The sequence below is a fragment of the Paraburkholderia kirstenboschensis genome (assembly GCF_032806925.1).
Lineage (GTDB): Bacteria > Pseudomonadota > Gammaproteobacteria > Burkholderiales > Burkholderiaceae > Paraburkholderia > Paraburkholderia kirstenboschensis.
Genome location: NZ_CP136511.1, coordinates 48,562 through 67,415 on the forward strand (window position 1 = coordinate 48,562; position 18,854 = coordinate 67,415).

At 61.1% G+C, this 18,854-nt stretch carries 15 protein-coding genes and 2 pseudogenes; 10 read left to right on the forward strand and 7 right to left on the reverse strand.

Annotated elements, in window-relative coordinates:
- Positions 1-417 precede the first annotated feature (417 nt).
- Complete coding sequence (locus RW095_RS00255) at positions 418-924, reverse strand: ferritin-like domain-containing protein (RefSeq protein WP_317015759.1); 507 nt, start codon at positions 922-924, stop codon at positions 418-420.
- A gap of 649 nt (positions 925-1,573) precedes the next feature.
- Between RW095_RS00255 and RW095_RS00260 the strand changes: the two genes are divergently transcribed.
- The 5 genes from RW095_RS00260 to ltrA (RW095_RS00280) all read left to right on the forward strand — a co-directional run bounded on the left by RW095_RS00260 (position 1,574) and on the right by ltrA (RW095_RS00280) (position 7,549).
- Positions 1,574-2,041, forward strand: a complete 468-nt coding sequence (locus RW095_RS00260; protein WP_317015760.1) for a DUF4142 domain-containing protein — start codon at positions 1,574-1,576, stop codon at positions 2,039-2,041.
- 111 nt (positions 2,042-2,152) lie between these two features.
- On the forward strand, positions 2,153-2,335 hold the full coding sequence (locus RW095_RS00265) for a hypothetical protein (RefSeq protein WP_317015761.1): 183 nt from the start codon (positions 2,153-2,155) through the stop codon (positions 2,333-2,335).
- A gap of 1,027 nt (positions 2,336-3,362) precedes the next feature.
- A complete protein-coding gene (locus RW095_RS00270) occupies positions 3,363-4,346 on the forward strand; it encodes an IS110 family RNA-guided transposase (RefSeq protein ID WP_317016669.1) in 984 nt (327 codons plus the stop codon).
- Positions 4,347-4,394: 48 nt separating this feature from the next.
- Complete coding sequence (gene ltrA / locus RW095_RS00275) at positions 4,395-5,660, forward strand: group II intron reverse transcriptase/maturase (protein ID WP_317015762.1); 1,266 nt, start codon at positions 4,395-4,397, stop codon at positions 5,658-5,660.
- Positions 5,661-6,244: 584 nt separating this feature from the next.
- Positions 6,245-7,549: a group II intron reverse transcriptase/maturase gene (gene ltrA / locus RW095_RS00280; RefSeq protein WP_317015763.1), complete on the forward strand. Its 1,305-nt coding sequence runs from the start codon at positions 6,245-6,247 to the stop codon at positions 7,547-7,549.
- Between the two features lie 62 nt (positions 7,550-7,611).
- Here the strand turns inward: ltrA (RW095_RS00280) and RW095_RS00285 are convergent, their stop codons facing one another.
- The 4 genes and pseudogenes from RW095_RS00285 to RW095_RS00300 all read right to left on the reverse strand — a co-directional run bounded on the left by RW095_RS00285 (position 7,612) and on the right by RW095_RS00300 (position 11,003).
- On the reverse strand, positions 7,612-8,331 hold the full coding sequence (locus RW095_RS00285; protein WP_317015764.1) for an IS6 family transposase: 720 nt from the start codon (positions 8,329-8,331) through the stop codon (positions 7,612-7,614).
- A gap of 58 nt (positions 8,332-8,389) precedes the next feature.
- A pseudogene (gene istA, locus RW095_RS00290) lies at positions 8,390-8,905 on the reverse strand (IS21 family transposase); the annotation flags it as partial.
- Between the two features lie 799 nt (positions 8,906-9,704).
- Entirely contained in the window at positions 9,705-10,004 is a 300-nt protein-coding gene (locus RW095_RS00295) for a DUF3331 domain-containing protein (RefSeq protein WP_317015765.1), read from the reverse strand.
- 426 nt (positions 10,005-10,430) lie between these two features.
- On the reverse strand, positions 10,431-11,003 hold the full coding sequence (locus tag RW095_RS00300; RefSeq protein ID WP_317015766.1) for a DUF4142 domain-containing protein: 573 nt from the start codon (positions 11,001-11,003) through the stop codon (positions 10,431-10,433).
- Positions 11,004-11,742: 739 nt separating this feature from the next.
- On the opposite strand from RW095_RS00300, the gene RW095_RS00305 reads away from it, so the two are divergent.
- Both RW095_RS00305 and RW095_RS00310 read left to right on the forward strand, forming a co-directional pair.
- Positions 11,743-12,441 (forward strand): DUF421 domain-containing protein, encoded by a 699-nt coding sequence (locus tag RW095_RS00305; protein WP_317015767.1) that lies wholly within the window; start codon positions 11,743-11,745, stop codon positions 12,439-12,441.
- Positions 12,441-13,178, forward strand: a complete 738-nt coding sequence (locus RW095_RS00310; RefSeq protein WP_317015768.1) for a DUF421 domain-containing protein — start codon at positions 12,441-12,443, stop codon at positions 13,176-13,178. The genes RW095_RS00305 and RW095_RS00310 overlap by 1 nt, the downstream gene beginning before the upstream one ends.
- A gap of 220 nt (positions 13,179-13,398) precedes the next feature.
- Here the strand turns inward: RW095_RS00310 and RW095_RS00315 are convergent, their stop codons facing one another.
- Positions 13,399-13,650, reverse strand: coding sequence for a hypothetical protein (locus RW095_RS00315; RefSeq protein WP_317015769.1), 252 nt, complete (start codon positions 13,648-13,650; stop codon positions 13,399-13,401).
- Between the two features lie 218 nt (positions 13,651-13,868).
- Positions 13,869-14,294: pseudogene (locus tag RW095_RS00320) on the reverse strand (integrase core domain-containing protein); the annotation flags it as partial.
- A 302-nt stretch (positions 14,295-14,596) separates the two neighbouring features.
- On the opposite strand from RW095_RS00320, the gene istA (RW095_RS00325) reads away from it, so the two are divergent.
- From istA (RW095_RS00325) to istB, 3 genes are all read left to right on the forward strand, one after another.
- Positions 14,597-16,144 (forward strand): IS21 family transposase, encoded by a 1,548-nt coding sequence (gene istA, locus RW095_RS00325; protein ID WP_317015770.1) that lies wholly within the window; start codon positions 14,597-14,599, stop codon positions 16,142-16,144.
- A gap of 225 nt (positions 16,145-16,369) precedes the next feature.
- Positions 16,370-17,881: an IS21 family transposase gene (gene istA, locus RW095_RS00330; protein ID WP_449406524.1), complete on the forward strand. Its 1,512-nt coding sequence runs from the start codon at positions 16,370-16,372 to the stop codon at positions 17,879-17,881.
- Positions 17,878-18,711, forward strand: a complete 834-nt coding sequence (gene istB / locus RW095_RS00335; RefSeq protein WP_317014949.1) for an IS21-like element helper ATPase IstB — start codon at positions 17,878-17,880, stop codon at positions 18,709-18,711. The genes istA (RW095_RS00330) and istB overlap by 4 nt, the downstream gene beginning before the upstream one ends.
- Positions 18,712-18,854 lie beyond the last annotated feature (143 nt).

The window sequence follows — 18,854 nt, forward strand, 5'->3', positions numbered from 1 at the left end:
ACGCGCCGAGACTGTTCAATTTGGCGAGACGGTTGGTATGACTAGCTCCCACGTAAAAGGATTCAATTAGACGCTCGCAGTACTTCTTGACCAGGCGGTTTGCACCCGTCGGTACCCCTGCGCAAAGCGGAGCGCATCCAGCGTACGCATGTCTGGCGTTCCCCGCATGGCCCGGACTTTGGTGGTCAGCCGAACAACTCCCTGGCGGACGCCGGAGGCCTCGCAAGTTGCGTCGTCCCGCGGACCGCCGGGATGGCGGGCGCGTTGAACTACGGTCGCTGCTGCGAGCCTCAGCGCAGTTTCGCGCCGGCCTGTTGCGGCGATGACGGCGCGTCGTCATCAAGCCTCGCGTCTGTGCGAATCACGCGGGTTCGAAACGGGATCACCGCACCTGCCATTGGGCGCCACGCATGATTGTTATTTCTTTGCCTGCATGCCTGCGGCAGAGCGCTCCAGATACTGCGCGGTGATCATCGGGATATGTTCCAGCAGCCACTGCGCCATCGCGTGCTCCTGTGGCAGGATACGTTCGCACGCGGCCTTGGTCGCCATATCACCGCAACGGTCGGCGGCGGCGATGAGCGCCGTGTAGGATGCGATCTCCAGATTCTCGAAGACATAGCTCATGTTCGCGCCCTTCACCACTTCGTCGGTCTGCGTCATGCCGCCTACGGCTTGACCAAACGCCATGATCTTGCCGGTCAGATCCTTTATGACGGACGTCGAGCCGCCGAGACGCTCAATGCATTCCGCGACGATTTTTTGCTGGCCGAGCGTTTCTTCCAGGTGCTGATCAATACGTGCCTTCAGTTCCGGATAGTGTTCGAGCCTTCCAGACTGCGCGCGAAGCATCTGCTCCGCCTGCTGCTCCATTGCATGAGCGTCGCGCAGCCAGTCAAGTAGGTGTTCAGCAGGTTCGGTCATGAATGTGCTCCTGATAAGAGGGAACCGCGCTTCTATGTGCGTGTTCTTCCCCGCGCAATAGCCATGCCGCGCAGAGGCGTCGCGGTTCCAAGGGACCGCTGTCGGCGACGCCTTGACTTAGCGCTACAGCTGAAAAAATGAATGGATCCGGCGCGGTATGAGCTGCTTGCGCCGTTGGTGCCTCGCTCGCCGATTGCGCCACGAGCGGCGTGCAGCAAATCACGGAACGGCAGCTGAGCGCCGGCAGTGCCGCAATCCGTCTCGAGGTGGCGCAGCGCGAGGTCAACATCTGGTACAAGACGGAATACGCCCAAGCTCAACGGGGCTGCGTGCGCGGCGCGTCTCAACGGGATCGCCGTACGCGTCAGGCATACACCATGCTCGGCAAATCGTGCAGGTGGACTTGCAGCCAGGCGCCGCGTATCGAGCGGGCGAGGGAAGCCAGCCATCGCCTTCGACGAGCAACGACCGCCGCCCAGGCATCGCAGGCGGTTGCATCCGGGAGATGCCAGAAATGAATCGCATAGACAGCGCTAGCTGCACTTCAACCCCGGCGCACAGCAACTCGCGCCACGCGCCGCGAAGCCGGCTCTTCGTCTTTGTCGCGCTGTGTTGTGCGACCGCGCTCCCCGCAGCGGGATGTCACCTGATGCAGTCTGGCGCCGAAGTCGCGCCGACGGATCAGCAGTTCATGCTGACGGCGGCGAGCGTCGGAACCGCCGAAATCGACCTGAGTCAATTGGCAGCGACCCGAGGCAGTTCGCCGGAAGTCCGCTCGTTCGGCGAGCACATGGTCGCCGAACATACGCGGATCAACGCCGAACTCACTCAACTCGCGGACTCGAAGCACGTCCGACTTGTGAAAGCGATGGACCCCGCGAATCACACGCTCTACTCAGAGCTGTCGCATTTGTCCGGGATGCAATTCGATCGCGAATATGTGATCTCGCAACTGCACATTCATCGGATGGGTAACTCTCTCTACGCCAGCGAGGCCGCGGAGGGCGAGGACCCGGACGTCAAGGCATTCGCGGCGCGAGGTGTGCCAACTGGCAAGGAACATTTGCAACGTGCAGCCGAGCTGGCGCAAACGCTCGCCGTGTCTTCGTCGAAGTGACTTACCGAAGCGCAGCCCCCGACGCGGCGCTTGTTCTTTTTGTACAGGCGACGTGTGCGGCTCGCACGTCACTGGATCGTTACCGCGCCATGCGCGAATGGAGGATCAATCATGAAAACCGCGCCCCCCGATAATCGCACCGAGCAGGACGCCAAGGCCGGAGCAAACTCTGGCAAGCCCGCAACGACGCCCAGCGGCAAGCCGGGCAGCGGACAGCACGCGGCGAATCATACGAAGGCCGGCAAGGAACACGGCGCTGGCGGCGGCGCAAAGCAACGTCACGGGCCGCGTTAGCGCTCGATGCCGGGAAGAGCCGCTTGGCACTCCGCTAGCTGTTTTTAGCAATGCGAACGCGCACGCGCGGTTTGGCGTGCGCGTTCAGCCCGGAGCGCAAGAGGCCACCCGGGCACAAGCTGTACAGAGAACCGAATGGCCGCTTCCTGCGTGGAACCGACGTCCCAATGTCCGAGCGCCGGTGCCGGCGAATGTCGCTTCATGGCGTGCGCCGTGCAAAGGCGGCGCTTTCCCAGCGGGTGTAAGCCCCGCCCGGCAACCGCTCCAGCCGGAAGCAACCGGAGCAATCGTGGAGGTAACGAAGCGGTTGAAGCCTTCGGTGAAGCGTGTCACGAAATACGGTGACAGCGCGAGTGTGCAGGCCGTAACACGTGTGAACGCCGAGCAAGCCTCGAAAACGACGATGCGCGGGCCGACCTGACTGCCATATCGGGGAAGGCTGATACGGCTGGGTGAACGAGCAGGCAGGACGCCCAGTCGCCGCGCCGGGGTAGTGGCGACAGCATGCACACAAGGGAAGCGCACGCAACACGGGAAGCCCCCTGGCGTGGTCAGGGATGACCAACCGGACGCCCGCGAGGGACAGGCCGGGCGCCTTGGGGTGACGGAGAGGCCCGTACTACCGTTGAAGCCGGTGTAATGCTGGTGGAGGAAAGGGGCCTCAGTTCAAGACAGACGCAATACGTAGCGAGGACGTGGAGATTGGGCAACCTTGTATCTTGAAGTCGGGTCTGAAAGGCGCTGTTTTTTATTCATGGTAGGAGGCCGTGGAACTTGTGGGCGAAGCGGGGCGCGGTGGGCAACGCGCAGCGCTGTCCACCGTAAGCTGCGCGGTGCGCCGTAGGCGTGTCGTCCACAAATCCGCAGTCTTGTGTTTATGTCGGTTTGGCAAAGCCCGTGTAGCCCGATTCAACCTGGGGTATGAAGCCCGTTTGATAGCAGAAGGCGCACGAGCCTAGCCGCTCATCAGAAGCCCGAACAGTTGTCTGAACCTAATTCGCATGTACAAGGAGGGGTAGTGACGAGCTTGCCAGATCCGAATCACAATCCGGTCACGATTGGCATCGATGTGGCAAAGGCCACATTGGATGTGGCGATCGGCCAGAAGGTACCCACGTTGAGCATCGCGAATGACGTAAAGGGCCTCGAGATCCTGCTCGCAAAATTGACGCAGCATCAGGTCGCGCTGATCGTGCTGGAAGCTACCGGCGGCCTTGAAATGGCCGCAGCATGTATGTTGCAGGCTGCAGGGTATGCCGTTGCAGTTATCAATCCCCGGCAGGCGCGGGACTTCGCGCGCGCGATGGGGCAACTGGCAAAGACAGACCGCATTGATGCGCGCATCCTCGCTCAGCTCGGCGAGGTCATTGAGCGTCATCCCGAACGTGAGAAATTCGTCAAGCCGTTGCCGACGGCCGAGCAGCAAGCGCTCGCCGCTCTGGTCTCGCGCCGCAGACAGTTGATTACAATGCTTGGCGCTGAACGCAACCGGCTTGCTCTGGCACATGCCCAGACTCGCAGGAGCGTCGAGACGATCATCGAAACATTGACGGACGAACTTAGGTGTGTCGATGACGACATGTCGGGACACGTCCGGACGCACTTCTCCGATCTGTCTGCGCTGCTGAGCAGCGCCAAGGGGGTGGGCAGTGCAACTGTCGCTACTTTGATCGCTGAAGTACCGGAGCTGGGTCAGTTGTCGCGTCGGGAGATAAGCGCACTGATTGGTGTCGCACCAGTCAATCGTGATTCAGGCACGATGCGGGGCAAACGCACGATCTTCGGAGGCCGCGGCAGTGTACGACGAGTTCTATACATGGCGGCGCTGGTTGCGACCCGATTCAACCCGGTCATCAAGAGCTTTTACAATCGCCTCGTAGCCGTTGGAAAGCCCAAGAAAGTCGCGCTGGTTGCCTGCATGCGTAAGCTGCTGACCATCCTCAATGCAATGGTCAAGGTCGGTAAGCCATGGAATGTGTCGCTTCATGAGCCTGATCTAAAAAACCCTTGATCTTCAAGACAGTTGCTATCAACTCCGATTCGTGTTCAGAAGCTGCAGATGGCGTTACACGCGAAAGCGAAGGCAGAAGCCGGGTATCGTTTCTACGCGTTGTACGACAAGATCTATCGCGAGGATGTGCTGGCGCATGCGTACGCCCAGTGCCGCTCGAACAAGGGCGCGCCGGGTGTCGATCGGCAAGACTTCGCGCAGGTCGAAGCGTATGGGGTGCAGAAGTGGCTCGGCGAACTGGCGCTTGCGCTCAGGCAGGAGAGTTACCGGCCGGACCCTATCAGAAGAGTGTTTATCCCGAAGGCCAATGGCAAGCTCAGGCCACTGGGCATCTCGACCTTGCGAGACCGGGTGTGCATGACAACAGCGATGCTGGTGCTCGAACCGATCTTCGAAGCGGACCTTCCGCCAGAGCAGTACGCTTACCGCCCGGGGCGAAATGCCCAGCAAGCGGTGATCGAGGTGGAGGAGCGGCTGCACCGAGGGCAAACGGACGTTGTTGACGCCGACCTTGCGGACTACTTCGGAAGTATTCCCCACGCTGATCTGATGTTGTCGCTCGCGCGACGCATCGTTGATCGGCGCGTGCTGCATCTGATCAGGATGTGGCTGGAATGCTCCGTTGAAGAAACCGATAACCGAGGCCGGAAGAAACGTACGACGGAGGCCAGGGACAGCAGACGCGGCATTCCCCAAGGTTCACCCATCTCACCACTACTGGCGAATATTTACATGCGCCGGTTTGTGCTGGCGTGGAAGAAGCTCGGGCTTGAGCGACGTCTTGGCAGTCGAATCGTGACCTACGCGGACGATCTTGTGATCCTGTGCAAGCGAGGCAAAGCTGAAGAAGCGTTGTCGCGGCTACGCGAGATCATGGGCAAACTGAAGCTGACGGTCAACGAGGAGAAGACACAAATCTGCAAGGTGCCGGACGGCGAATTCGACTTCCTGGGTTACACGTTTGGGCGGATGTACTCCGCGACGACTGGCCAAGCCCGTATGGGCATGCGTCCGTCGAAGAAGAGTATCCGGCGCATGGTTGAGAAGGTTCATGCACTGACCGCCGCTTCTATGACGTGGATGGACACCACGGAGCTGGTGGGGAATTTGAATCGCACGCTACGCGGTTGGGCGAACTACTTCAAGGTAGGCACGGTCAGCCGCGCATATCGGGCGCTCGATAGCTACACCTGCACGCGGTTGCGCCGGTGGTTACGTACCAAGCACAAGGTCAGGCGTCGCAGGGGCGGGAATTATCCACCCTCGCACCTCTACGGGTACTTCGGTCTCGTACGTCTTCGGGGGCCTTGGTAGTGACTTGCCGTGTACGAAGGCGTGATGTCTTGTCCGAGAGCCGGATGCGGGAGATCTGCATGTCCGGTTGTGCGTCCAGCGAAGGCTGGCGTGTTCAGCAGGGGATAGACCTGCCGGGGTAGAAGTCAGAAGCCCCGTAGCTTGGATAGCAGGGTGGCGGGAAACCAAGACTCTGAAGCCTATCGACAGGCATTTCCTAGGGGAATGCGCGAGTCATCGGGCCGTAACAAAAGTGAACGTGGATGTGGCCTCGAAAATGAAAAGCTCCGAGGGCCGAGCCCGCAACCGTGAGGGTGAAGGCAGCATGGGTAGCCGAAATCTGACCGATACGGCTATTCCACTTCGGCGGGGTGGAAGCGACGGCACGATGACAAGGACATGCCAAGCAACTGGAGAAGCCCTCCTCGCCCCGGCGCGAAATCGCCGGAGCAAGGTAGGCCCTATAACCGGCTAACCCGGGAAGTGGGCCGAAGGCGAGAGGGTGGCGGATGGGTCCGTAGTAGCGGTGAAGCCGGGTAACGCCGGTGGAGCGAAGGGACCCTGCTGTTTGTAGTTTCCTCGACAACACGGGAGGCAAGGACGAGATGACAAAGGCGTCCAGCAGTTTGCAGGACCTGAGGCGGGGAATATACGTCAAGGCGAAGGCTGAACCGTCCTGGCGTTTCTGGGGGTTGTACGTCCATGTCTGCAAGATGGACGCACTGCGCGAGGCGTATGCGCTGGCCAGAAAGAACAACGGCGCTCCGGGTATCGACGGGGTGACGTTCGAGGCCATCGAGGCGCAGGGCGTGGAGGCGTTTCTTGAGCAGATACAGGGCGAACTGATCGGGCGGACCTACGTGCCGTTACGGGCGCGGCGGCAGGAGATACCGAAGGACGGGGGCAAGGTCCGTGTCCTTTCGATTCCGGCTATCCGTGACCGGGTGGTTCAAGGCGCGCTCAAGCTCATATTGGAGCCGATCTTCGAGGCAGACTTCCAACCGGGCTCGTACGGGTATCGTCCCAAGCGTACCGCGCATGAAGCGGTGCATCGGGTGGCGACGGCGATTGTTCAGTGCAAGACCCGCGTCATAGACCTTGATTTGCGCGCCTACTTTGACACAGTTCGGCATCATCTACTGCTTGGAAAAGTGGCGCGTCGGATCAAGGACGACGACGTAATGCATCTGCTGAAGCTGATGCTGACGGCGTCGGGCAAACAAGGCGTTCCGCAAGGCGGGGTGATTTCACCGTTGCTCAGTAACATCTATCTCAATGAGGTAGACCGTATGCTGGAGCGGGCGAAAGAAGCCACGCGCAACGGGAAGTACACCTACGTCGAGTATGCCCGATTCGCTGACGATCTGGTGGTGCTGATCGATGCCCATCCGCGCCATGCGTGGCTGCTGAGGGCGGTGACCACGCGACTTCGGGAAGAGTTTGCCAAACTGCAGGTTGAGGTCAATGAAGAGAAGAGCCGTACCGTTAATCTGGACCGCTCAGAGAGCTTCGGCTTTCTGGGATTCGACTTCCGTCGACTCCGCAGCGTACAGAGGCAGGTGTGGCGGGCGCACTATACGCCAAAGCTGAAGAAGCGCACGGCGATATTGCGCAAGCTCAAAGAGGTGTTTCGGCGATACCAGTCGCAGCCGGTAGATCGGGTGGTAGAACTGATCAATCCGGTGTTACGCGGCTGGGTGAATTACTTCGCTGTTGGACATTCCAGCGAGTGCTTCAGTTTCATCAAAGACTGGGTAGAAAAGAAGATCAGGCGCCACATGGGGCGCTCCCGGAATCGACGCGGCTTCGGCTGGAAGCGGTGGAGTAGGCGTTGGCTGTATGAGGAACTGAAGCTGTTCAACGGCTATCGTGTTCGTCGTGCTGCCGCACCGAAAGCGCGCCCAGCATGATAGGTGGTTGTGGTGCAAAAATTTGGATCGGGGGCGAGCGAAGTGTGTGCCACCCCGTCGCGTCATGCCGCGAGCACGGCACTCCAGATTGCAGACGGAGTTTGGTCTTTGATGCGCAGGCGACCGATGGCAAACTGGTTCTTGCGAATGCGATGCAGGAGTTCGACGCCGGCCAGCGTGATCGCCGCGCAGTCGAAGTTCTTGAACCCCAACATGGGGCCAATCCGCGACTTGACGCCGCGATGATCCTGCTCGATCAGATTGTTCAAATACTTCGACGAGCGGCGCTTCGTGTTGCGCCACGCCGGATTTTCGCCGGGCAGTTCGCGCACTGCCCGATGTGACGCCGCGTAGCCATCGAGCGTGATGCTGGTGGGAGCCCGGCCCTGGGTTCTGAGCGCCTTGCGCAGGAAGGCTTTAGCCGCCGCCACGTCACGTTTCGGACTGAGCCTGAAGTCAACCGTATTGCCATCGCGATCAACGGCGCGATACAGGTAGACCCACCGCCCGCGCACCTTCACGTACGTCTCGTCGACGCGCCACGAGCGGCCGCTTTTGCGCGCATAACGGGCCCAACGCTTCTCGAATTCCGGCACGTAGCGTTGGACCCAGCGCATGATGGTCGTATGTGCGACGTGCAGTCCGCGTTCCACCATCATTTCGGCGAGGTCCCGATACGAGAGCTTGTAGCGGCAATACCAGCGCACACAGAGAATGATGAGTTCGCGTTCAACGTGCCGACCTTTGAACAGCTCGTCCAGATCCCGGAGCTTCTTCGCCATCCTGCATCACCGCCGCTAAAGCCTCTACTTTAGCTCACCACGAATTCGCACCAGAACCCTTTTTACTTCGGGCCGGGATGACAGCCAGAGAATAATGCGAGGCCATTTCTCCGTATGTTCGATTGATAATGGGATCGTAAAAGCTCGGCTTGTGCACACCCGATTTAAGGTTGTCGGGCGTGACGATCTCAGGACAACCGCCCATAAATTCGAATGTTCGAATGTGAGAGCCAATCCAGTCAGAACTCTGCTGAGTCCAGGTCGCTTCCGCATACGTATAGTTCGAGGCTCCCAGCACGGCCACGAACAACTCAGCCTCCCGGATTTCGCCCGTATCCGCATTGATGATCGCAACCTTGTCGCCTGAGTAGTCGACGAACAACTTCTCGCCCGGAGCGTGTGTTTGCCGCAAGGTTAGCGGAAGCGCATTCGCCCATTCGCTGTATCGTTCGCAAAACCAGGTGTACGCGTAACCGTCGGGGTGCTCGGCCTTGTACTCGTTCCAGAGCAGGTCGAGCGTCACGCCTTTGCGGGCAAGCTCCCGCCTCACGGTCGGCCAGTGCGGTGCGGGACGTTCTCCTTCCGTCGGTGATCAAGGAAGAAGAAGGCATCGTCGAGTTGACGAGCAAGGATGATGCACCTGGCGGGCCTGAAGGCGCCGGAGTACGGCCCCAGGGTGTTGCCGGCGACAAGGAACGATTCCAGGAACGAAGATCAGATCGTGAGACGCGACCGGTAGCTCTGCCTGGCCCGCAGCTCACCGCTCACGCCTGCCTGCCCGCCCGCCTAGCCACGCCACGCTCGCCTGGCGATGACATCGCTGGCCGGCGATGAGTGTTCACCTAGGCCGCGATCACCGCCCAGGGCTTACAGCGTCGCGCCATGAATGCGTTAAGCCACATGGCGCGTTCGCTCAGCGGAATCGCGGCGATGGTGCGTCTGAACGGAGCTCGCGCTTTACGACCGTGATAGTTCCCCCGGCTTCGCGAGGTCACCTTGCCGCTTTGGGCGCCGCGTTGTGCGCGGTGACTGCGTTAGCGCGGTGCGACTGGCGCGACCCTCACCCTTCGCTCAGCACGCGCCAATACAGAGCGCCTCGCTCCCCGATGGTCATCCGGCGACTCCCGCCGACATGGATACTTGAGTCAGCGGCATTGCGGCGCCCGGAAAGGCGGCATTGCAAATGATACATGCAACAGTCGTAATTTTGCCTAATCGACTCCGTGCGGGCAAACATTGACGGACCGCTGTCCTAGCGTATGCAGGCGCGCGCGAGGCGCCCAGCATACAGACCGGCTGAAAAAAGGAGCTTGTGGCGATAGGACGGGAAACCGGTATGCCGGCTAGCTGATGCGCGCATCAGGAGGCCAAAGTTAGTCCACCTTGAGCGCGACGGCATCGATCACCGAGGCGAGCACCATGGCATCGGCGTTCGCACATGGCAAGCGAGAAGGACGCGGGCTATAGATGGCGTCCCCGTGCGCAATCGCGGCGCCGCTAATCGCGCACATTCCTCGACATCGCGCACGCATGCGGCGCCACACCTGATCGCCGTATGCTCCGCGCGTCGCATCGCTCCAGGCGATCGCAACCGTACAGTCGGTCAGGCGGTCTATCGCACGAATTGCGGTTGTGAGGGTTTGTGCAGACTCCTTGCGTTGGGCACTGGTCATGCACCCCGCCCAAGGGACAGGTCTCGCAATGCACCGCGAGACGATGGACGGGCGGGAGACTCCCAGCAATAGTTCGACGGTTCCAGTCCAAGGGTCGCCGACAGTGCGGTTGCGATGCAATTTAGCCTTCTCCTGACGCAAAACTTTGTCGCCGCTGAAACCGCCGTCGGCTATGTCGCCAGTGGCCTGTCTTGCTGCCCTTCCCGGCGCGGCGCCTACTAATGTTCCGCAAGGCGTGCTTGACACTGGCATGCTGCGCTACCGGTGTGCAGCCAAACTCGCCGTCATGACATTTTTCTGCGTCTACGAACGGATTGTCGTGGCAACCGGTTCGCAACAGAGGCTAGCATCGTGTATGCCGCCACGACGGCGGGCATTGCGCCCGTAACGCGCTGGGCCGTTGGGGATCATCGTTGACATGGCGCTTCATGGAGCGATGCCCTTGCGCGCCGCGAGCTGCCTGGCCATCTCGTAGTGATGCTCGATGATGGGCAGTCCTTGCTGGGCGAGCGCGCGTAACGAGCTGTTCTGGCCGCCGTTCGCCTCAGCCGAGAACGCGTCCACCGCCTTTCTATGACCCTCGACGCCCACCAGCTTGATGTATTGCTCGTCGAACTGCTTTCCCGACAGCGGCGACAGCAGATTCATCACCGAAACGTCCGAATTGTCCTTTGGCGCCTGCACGGGTGAGCCTGCGGTCGCCGATTTCAGTTGCAACGTAAGCTTCGTGTGATCGGCGATCATCTGCCTGGCGAACCCATCAACGTCCGGGTCATTAGAACGGGAAAGCGCGAGCTTGCTCGCGTCAATCTCGGTCGAACTTGACATCGACGCCGCCTGCACGAACTCTCGGTCTGGCGAAGGCAAGGGGTTCGCCTGCGTGACCGCAGCAGCTTCGGACGGCCTCGCGCCCTGCATCGGCACATTCGGCGCACAGCCCACCATGCCTGCCCCCACGGCCGCAAGCATCAGCACGGCGTTGAGTTTTAGACGAATCATGGAACCCTCCTTGGAAAAAAGAACACGTCGCGGTTGTGCGCAGGCAGGGTTGTCGGGCGCGCACGGTTTTCCCTTAGCACTTTCTGTGCATGCCAGGTCCGGCGATCCGGCGAGCGCGCCGATCGGTCGCTTTGGCAAGGAGAACCTCATTACGCGACGCGTTTTTGACTGCGCCAGAATAGTCGCAGGCTCCCCGGTCGTGGTAAGTCACGACGGGACGAGGATGCCTGGGCTAGATCCGCCGCTCCGCCCGGGCTACGCGACCACCGACAAAGCTCTCACTGGCAAGAACTTCTCCGGTGGGGCGGGGGGCAACTGTGCGGGCTAAGCCCGTCCCCCGCTACCGCCACGCTGCTCTCTCGTCCTGATTGGCGCCTGGTCCTCATCTTGATTGCCGCGCGGCATGCTAGCGAGCAGCGTCGCCTGGTGGGTGTGAACGTCGGCGCTCGCGCTTCGGCACTAGGACCCGCAAACGACTTTTGATTAAACGACTTTTGGTTTGCCGGCCAAGCCGAGCGTGCCAGGAAACCACAAAGCGGCAGTATGGCGATGAAGCCGGTTTCGGCTGCTGTCCCGATGACGTGCCAGATCGCATCGGTCACAAGGCAAGCAGCGGTCGGCGCGCCGAGCTTCTGTTCGTTTGCGCCCGTCATATCGCCACTCTCGCAGGCTAAAGCTGCCGACCTCGTGCCAGGCACACGCCATGCGCTAGACATGCAAATGGCCAATCACTGCAACCATGAAAGACCAACCGTTCAGCCTGACCGACTGGCATCGATTCCTTTTTGGGAATGCCTCCTGGCCATTTCTGCTCGAGGTGTTGCTGCGAACGAGCGTCACATATGTCTTGCTCATTGTGGTTATGCGTTTGCTCGGGAGGCGCGTGGCCGGCCAATATACTCTTTTCGAGATTTCCATTGCCGTGACGCTGGCGGCGGCCGTCGGTGTGCCGCTGCAGGCCGCAGACCGTGGGCTGCTACCGCCTGTTGTTATTGCGGTGGTCGTCGTTCTCCTTCAGCGTTTGATTGCACGAACTGGATCAACGCATCGGCGTCTCGAGACGCTGATCTCATCAGATGTGACCCTCCTTGCTAGCGAAGGCCACCTGGAGCATGTTGAACTCGCCCGGACCGCGATGCCTCGAGAAAAGGTCTTTGAGGCAATGCGGGTCAAAGGTTGGCAACACCTGGGGCAGATCAGTCGCCTCTATATGGAGCCGTCAGGCTCTTTCTCTTTCATTCCTGCACGACCTCCCAGGCCGGGGCTGTCCGTGCTGCCCGCAATCGACGACGAACTGCGCGCCGAGGGCCGGGTCGATGGTTGTTCCGCCTGCACTGAATGCGGCACAACTATCGACACCGCAGAACCGCAAGGCCGGGTGTGCGAGCGCTGCGGCTCGCGAGACTGGACGTACGCAGTCACCGAACTGGAGCGCTAATGGAGTTCGTCCAGCGTCTTCTCGTCGGCGACGGGCCATGGGCGTTCCTCGTTGAACTCGCGCCTCGCGCAGTGATCGTCTATGGATTGCTGCTAGTTGCGATGCGCCTGATGGGCAAACGCGTAGCGGCGCAACTCAGCATTACGGAGCTCGCCGTCGTCCTCATGCTCGGAGCTGCAATCGGTGTTCCGATTCAGGTGTCCTCGCAGGGCGTCCTGCCGGCAGTGGTAGTGCTGTGCGCCGTTGTCGTCCTGCAACGGCTAACGGGCAAGGCGGGTTTGCGCTGGCGCCGCTTTGAGGTCCTGCAGCAGGGCGATGTCACGATATTGATCAAGGACGGCCGGATGCTGCTCGACCAACTGAAGGTGTGCGACATGTCACGGGAAATGCTCGCGTCGGAGCTGCGCGCGGCACAGGTTGCCCACCTGGGGCAGCTTCGCCGGGTCTATCTCGAGGCATCAGGATCGATCAGCATCGTTCGGCGAAGGGATGAGCGTCCGGGATTGACGGTCAGGCCTGACATGGAGCGTTCGCTGCTCGACGCAATCGGTGCGGACGGATACTTTTCGTGCTGGAATTGCGGTGTCACCGTCGCCGCAGACCAGCGTCCGTCGCATCCATGCACAGCATGCCGCGCCAGTCGGTGGGAATCCGCGGTTACGCTGCCCAATGCGCCGATCAGAAACAAAGGTGAGCCGAGTGCGCAAACGCTGGACATGAGCGCGGCGAGATCCTGACGCTGCGGCAGCAGGAAGCCGGGGCACACGTTACATCCAAGTTTAAGCGCTGGTGACGCACGCCGCGGTGACGAGTGAAGCGTCGGACAATACGGGTCCCCTGGGATGTACAACGACGCTGGCACCCGAACGAACCATCGACCTGTCTTTGCAGCCAGTTTGTAGTGAGACTCGCTTTTCGTCCACCGCGTTGCCCGGGGGCTCACGCACCGCGTGGAACCTACGAATAGAGGGTTACCAATCCGATAACGGCGGGGTCGCCCAGCGAACGGGCGAATGCAACTCCGCGTTGAACCGCCGACCGGGCAGCTTCCTCCGGCGAGTCAAACGCAGGGCTGCAATCCTTCTCGCGGAACAGCGCTGCCACGTTGCCGGACTCGCCGATGCCAACAAAGCATTCGGACCGCCACTTAGCGCCTTCATATCGCTCCTCAGTGACGACGACATATCGTCCAACAGTTGCTGTTGCCATTGCAGTCTCCAGGATCGCACACGCTGCATCGAAGGATAGTCACTGGTCCGTTGTTATTCCAGCGCCGTGTAACGCAGGCTCATCGCGGGTGATCCCCGCGGCAAACAGATGCCGTCCTTTGCGGTGCCCTCCATCTAACGCTACACTCTGGAGTCATGAAAAGCGAAGGCACAAAGATCGGTAAATTTCAAGCTAGATGTCGCCTCAACGATTTAAATTCAGGCGGCTTTTTGCTCCTGTCGGTGGGGGCGTTGGATGAGTTCAGAGTTGTCGGTCTGGTCGGGATTCAAATGGACCGCGTGTACGCGCTTCCAGTTTCGCGTGGGGCCTTTACATCGTAGCGGGTTGCGCTGCTTTGCCGCCTCGTAGAGCGTCGTGCGGCGATCGAGGATCCGCTGGTCGAGATTGGCGTGCCGTTGGGCAGGCGTGACGAAACGGATCGCGCTGTGACGATGTTCGTGCTTATACCAGCGCACCAACCCGGTGACCCAGGCGCGCGCGGCAAATAGAGTGTCGAACGCCTGCAGAGGATAGGCCGGCCGATACTTCAGTGTTTTGAACAACGATTCCGAGAACGGGTTGTCGTTGCTCACGCCCGGTCGACTCAATGACGGCATGACACCCAGACCCTGCAGGGTGGCGAGAGTAATATCCCAGCTGAACAACTGATTGGGCCCGTCGGCACATACTGCGCGGGGCTTGCTGCGGGCTCGGACTGGTCGTTCACTGCGCCGATGAGCAAGCTGTTTTTCTTCACGCAGCATGAATATTCCACGGCAAAGTGAACAGGGATTCCACGGGAAAAAGAACACGAATTCCACGGCAAAGTTAATGCCGATTCCACGGCAAAAAGAACAGGGTTTCCACGCCATCGCGAACAGGATTTCGGGGTGGCGGCGACGCGGGTCAACGGTGGCACGATCGACGGTTTTGTCGGGAGTGCCGAATGGCAAATGTCAGGTTGACCATGCGCAAAATCAGGGAAGTGCTGCGGCTGCATTTCGAGTGCGACCGCAACCAGAGGGAGATCGCCGACGCGGTCGGCGCCTCGACAACAACGGTGTGGCATTACCTGCGCCGCACGCGGCTGGCAGGGCTGGGCTGGCCGCTGCCAGCGGAACTGCTAACGGACGACGCGGCGCTCGAGGCGAGGCTGTATCCGCCGCCGGCGCGGCGCGAGCCAACGCGCGGCATGCCGGACTGGCCGATGGTGCATCGCGAGATCGGCAGGAAAGGCGTCACGCTTGATCTGCTGTGGCAGGAATACAAGGCGCAGCATCCGGACGGCTGCGGCTACAGCTGGTTTTGCAAGGCTTACCAGGAATGGGCGCAGCGGCTGCCGGTCACGATGCGGCAAACGCACGTGCCGGGCCAGAAGCTGTTCGTCGACTACTCGGGCAAGAAGCTGGGCATCATCAACCCGGACACCGGTGAAATCCGCGAGGCCGAGTTGTTCGTCGCTGCGCTCGGCGTGTCCGGCTTTACCTTCGCGGAACTCACCTGGACCCAGCAGTTGCCCGACTGGATCGGCTCGCACGTGCGCGCCTTCGCGTTCTATGACGGCCTGGTCGAGATCCTGGTCCCCGACAATCTGAAGTCGGGCGTCCACAAGCCTGGGTTCTACGATCCGGACATCAATCCAACCTACCAGGAAATGGCCAGGCATTACTCCGTGGCTGTGATCCCGGCTCGCAGTAAAAAACCGCGAGACAAGCCGAAAGCAGAGTTATCGGTTCTCCTGGTGCAGAGATGGGTCCTCGCCCGCCTGCGCAACCAGCGCTTCTTCAGTCTGGACGGGGCAAACCGGGCGGTCGCCGCCTTGTTGACCGATCTGAACAACCGGCCCTTCAAGAAATTGCCCGGCTCCCGCCGGAGCGTGTTTGACGAGATCGATCGTCCGGCGCTCAGGCCGTTGCCCGAGCGGCCGTATCAGTACGCGGAATGGAAGGTTGCACGCGTCGGCCCGGACTACCACGTTGAGCTCGATCAGCACTACTACTCGGTGCCGTACCGCTACGCGCGCGAGCAGGTCGACATGCGTCACACGGCCAGTACCGTCGAAATCTTCCATCGTGGCCAACGCATTGCCGCCCACGGCAAAAGCGCCCGAGCTCGCCACCACACCACGATCGACGCGCACATGCCGCCGGAGCACCTGGCTGTCGCGAAAGGCTGGGATCCGCAGCGGCTGCGCAACTGGGCCGCCGACATCGGTCCGCATACGGCGGCCGTCATCCAGCACCTGCTGGGTGCCCGCAAGCACCCGCAGCAATCCTATCGAACCTGCCTGGGCGTGCTGCGCATGGGCAAGGACTACGGGCGCGACCGGCTCGAAGCCGCCTGCCGCCGCGCCATCGATCTGAAAGCGCCGAACTACAAGTTCATTGCCTCGACGCTGAAGAACGGCCTGGACCGGGAGCCCGAAGCGGCTACCACCCAGGCTGACCTGCCGCTCATGCACGCCAACGTGCGTGGGCCGTCTTACTATCATTGAAATGGAGTCGTTATGCTGCAACATCCCACTGTCTGCCGCGCGTCAATCAAGATGAGAGGAGCGCGTCAGTCAGGATGAGAGAACGGGCATGGCGGCAGCGGGAACGGGCGTAGCCCGGAACCGCTGCCGCCATGCCGCGCCAGGAGGCGACCTTCACCGGGAGCTTTTTTGGTAGTCGCGGTAGATCGGGTATGAACAAACCTTCCATGCCATGGGAGGTGCGCCGTGCCCGGACGCCACGTCAACGACCACCAGATGAGGCTCTACATGAAGCACAGACTCAAGGAAGCGCCACCCGAGGCGGCTGCCCGGGCCGGGTTTAGCGTCGCCACCGCCTACCGCATCGAAGAGGATCCACGGTTGCCATCGCAGAAGAAGGCGCCGCGCGAGCGCCGGCGCGCGGATCCGTTGGCCGGGATTTTCGACGCGGAGATTGTTCCACTACTGACCTCCGCTCCAGGCATCCGGCCCGTTGCAGTATTGGAAGAGATGCTTCGGCGCCATCCGCAGCTCTCACGTGACGTGCGCCGCACACTGGAGCGGCGCATCCGCGTCTGGCGGGCACTGCATGGCGAGGAACGCGAGGTCATGTTTCGCCAGGTACATCAGCCCGGTCGGCTCGGGCTGTCCGATTTCACCGAGATGCAGGCTCTCGGCGTCACCGTGGCCGGCGCCGCGCTGGACCATCGCCTGTATCACTTCCGTCTGGCCTGCTCGGGCTTTGAACACGCTCACGTCATTCTCGGTGGCGAGAGTTATGTTGCCCTCGCCGAAGGGCTTCAGAACGCGCTCTGGGCACTTGGCGCAGCACCGCTCGAGCATCGCAGCGACAGTCTGTCGGCGGCGTTTCGCAATCTGGATCGCGATGCGCGCGACGATCTGACCACGCGTTACGAAGCCCTATGTGCTCACTACGGCATGCAGCCCACGCGCAACAACCGTGGAGTCGCACACGAGAACGGCGCCATTGAGAGTCCTCATGGTCACCTCAAGAGTGCGATCCGCGACGCGCTGCTGCTGCGCGGCAGCGTCGAGTTCATCGACCTTGCCGCTTATCGCTGCTTCATCGACGAGATCGTCAGCCGCATCAACGCGCGTAATGGCAAGCGCATCAAGGCGGAAGTGCCGTTCCTGCAGCTTCTGCCCAACACGCGCACCAGCGATTACGAGGAAACGCGTGTCTACATCACCTCCACCGGCGGTTTCGTATTGCGCAAGGTCTTCTATTCCGTTCCGTCGCGGCTGATCGGCCACCGGTTGCGGGTGCGGCTGTACGACGACCGGCTGGAACTGTTCCTGGGCGGCACGGCCCTGATGACGTTGCGGCGTGGCCGCCCAGGCACCAGCGGCAAGCATGGCCACGTCATTGACTACCGGCATGTCATTCACGCGCTGCGCCGCAAGCCGATGGCGCTGCTCAACCTTGTGTACCGCGACCAGCTGTTCCCGCGCGAGGCCTATCGGCTGACCTTCGATCGCCTGTGCGAGCAACTGTCCTCGCGCGCGGCGTGCAAGACCATGGTGGAGTTGCTGAGCCTGGCTCACGAGCGCGCCTGCGAGGCCGAGCTGGCCCATGCGCTCGAACAGAACCTGGCCGATGGTCGACTACCCGATCTGGACGAACTGCGCTCGCGTTTTGCTCCGGATCCGGCAGCTGTCCCACAAGTGCACGTACAACTGGCTTCGTTGCGCGACTACGAAGCCCTGCTTACCCTGGATCAGGAGATGACAGCATGAGCCACGATTTCGATGCTACCCGCCTGTCGCTGCTGCTCAACGATTTGCGGCTACCCGCTGTCAAACAGATCTGGCCAGCCTTCGCCGAGCGCGCCGACAAGGAGGGCTGGCCCGCGGCACGCCTGATCATGGCGCTGGCCGAACACGAGATTGCCGAACGCGATAGACGTCGTATTGAACGCCATCTGAAGGAGGCCCGGCTGCTACCGGGCAAGACGCTGGAGACCTTCGATTTCGATGCAGTGCCAATGATCTCCAAAGCACAGGTCTCGGCACTGTGTGCCGGCGATGGGTGGCTGCGCAACGGCGCCAACCTGATCATGGTCGGGACGCCTGGCGGCGGCAAGTCGCACCTGTCGTCGGCCATCGGACTGAGCCTGCTGGACAAAGGCTGGAAGGTCCTGTTCACCCGCACCTCCGACCTTGTGCAGCGGCTCCAGGTTGCACGTCGCGAGCTGGCGCTCGAAGCCGCCATCAACCGTCTGAACCGCTTCGACCTGCTCATTCTCGACGACTTTGCATACGTCACCAAGGATCAGGCCGAAACCTCCGTGTTATTCGAGCTGATCAGCGCCCGATACGAATGCCGATCCCTTCTTCTAACCGCCAACCAGCCGTTTGGTGACTGGAACAAGGTCTTCCCCGACCCCGCCATGACGCTGGCCGCGGTCGACCGGCTGGTCCATCATTCGACCATCTTCGAGATGAATGTCGAAAGCTACCGGCGGCGCACCGCCATGCAGCGCAAACAGCAGGGGCCAGGACGCCCTGCGCGCTATGCCACGCCAAACAATGTCGGCATGCCTGCGACTCCAGAGAACGAATCATGACACGCGTCGCCTGACGCACACTCTAATCCGACATTGCCCAGCGTCAATCAACGAACGCGCGTCAATCAACTTTAATCGCTTGTCAGCGTCAATCAACAACGGCATCATCAAGCTCGCCGCGACATTCTCATCCTGTTTGTCGC

What these genes read in the sequence shown, in the direction of transcription:
- RW095_RS00285 (WP_317015764.1), bottom strand. Translation starts at nt 8,331, where the DNA reads ATGGCGAAGAAGCTCCGGGATCTGGACGAGCTGTTCAAAGGTCGGCAC.
- ltrA (WP_317015763.1), top strand. Translation starts at nt 6,245, where the DNA reads ATGACAAAGGCGTCCAGCAGTTTGCAGGACCTGAGGCGGGGAATATAC.
- RW095_RS00315 (WP_317015769.1), bottom strand. Translation starts at nt 13,650, where the DNA reads ATGGCAACAGCAACTGTTGGACGATATGTCGTCGTCACTGAGGAGCGA.
- ltrA (WP_317015762.1), top strand. Translation starts at nt 4,395, where the DNA reads ATGGCGTTACACGCGAAAGCGAAGGCAGAAGCCGGGTATCGTTTCTAC.
- RW095_RS00265 (WP_317015761.1), top strand. Translation starts at nt 2,153, where the DNA reads ATGAAAACCGCGCCCCCCGATAATCGCACCGAGCAGGACGCCAAGGCC.
- RW095_RS00255 (WP_317015759.1), bottom strand. Translation starts at nt 924, where the DNA reads ATGACCGAACCTGCTGAACACCTACTTGACTGGCTGCGCGACGCTCAT.
- RW095_RS00305 (WP_317015767.1), top strand. Translation starts at nt 11,743, where the DNA reads ATGAAAGACCAACCGTTCAGCCTGACCGACTGGCATCGATTCCTTTTT.
- RW095_RS00300 (WP_317015766.1), bottom strand. Translation starts at nt 11,003, where the DNA reads ATGATTCGTCTAAAACTCAACGCCGTGCTGATGCTTGCGGCCGTGGGG.
- istB (WP_317014949.1), top strand. Translation starts at nt 17,878, where the DNA reads ATGAGCCACGATTTCGATGCTACCCGCCTGTCGCTGCTGCTCAACGAT.
- RW095_RS00260 (WP_317015760.1), top strand. Translation starts at nt 1,574, where the DNA reads ATGCAGTCTGGCGCCGAAGTCGCGCCGACGGATCAGCAGTTCATGCTG.
- istA (WP_317015770.1), top strand. Translation starts at nt 14,597, where the DNA reads ATGGCAAATGTCAGGTTGACCATGCGCAAAATCAGGGAAGTGCTGCGG.
- RW095_RS00310 (WP_317015768.1), top strand. Translation starts at nt 12,441, where the DNA reads ATGGAGTTCGTCCAGCGTCTTCTCGTCGGCGACGGGCCATGGGCGTTC.
- RW095_RS00295 (WP_317015765.1), bottom strand. Translation starts at nt 10,004, where the DNA reads ATGACCAGTGCCCAACGCAAGGAGTCTGCACAAACCCTCACAACCGCA.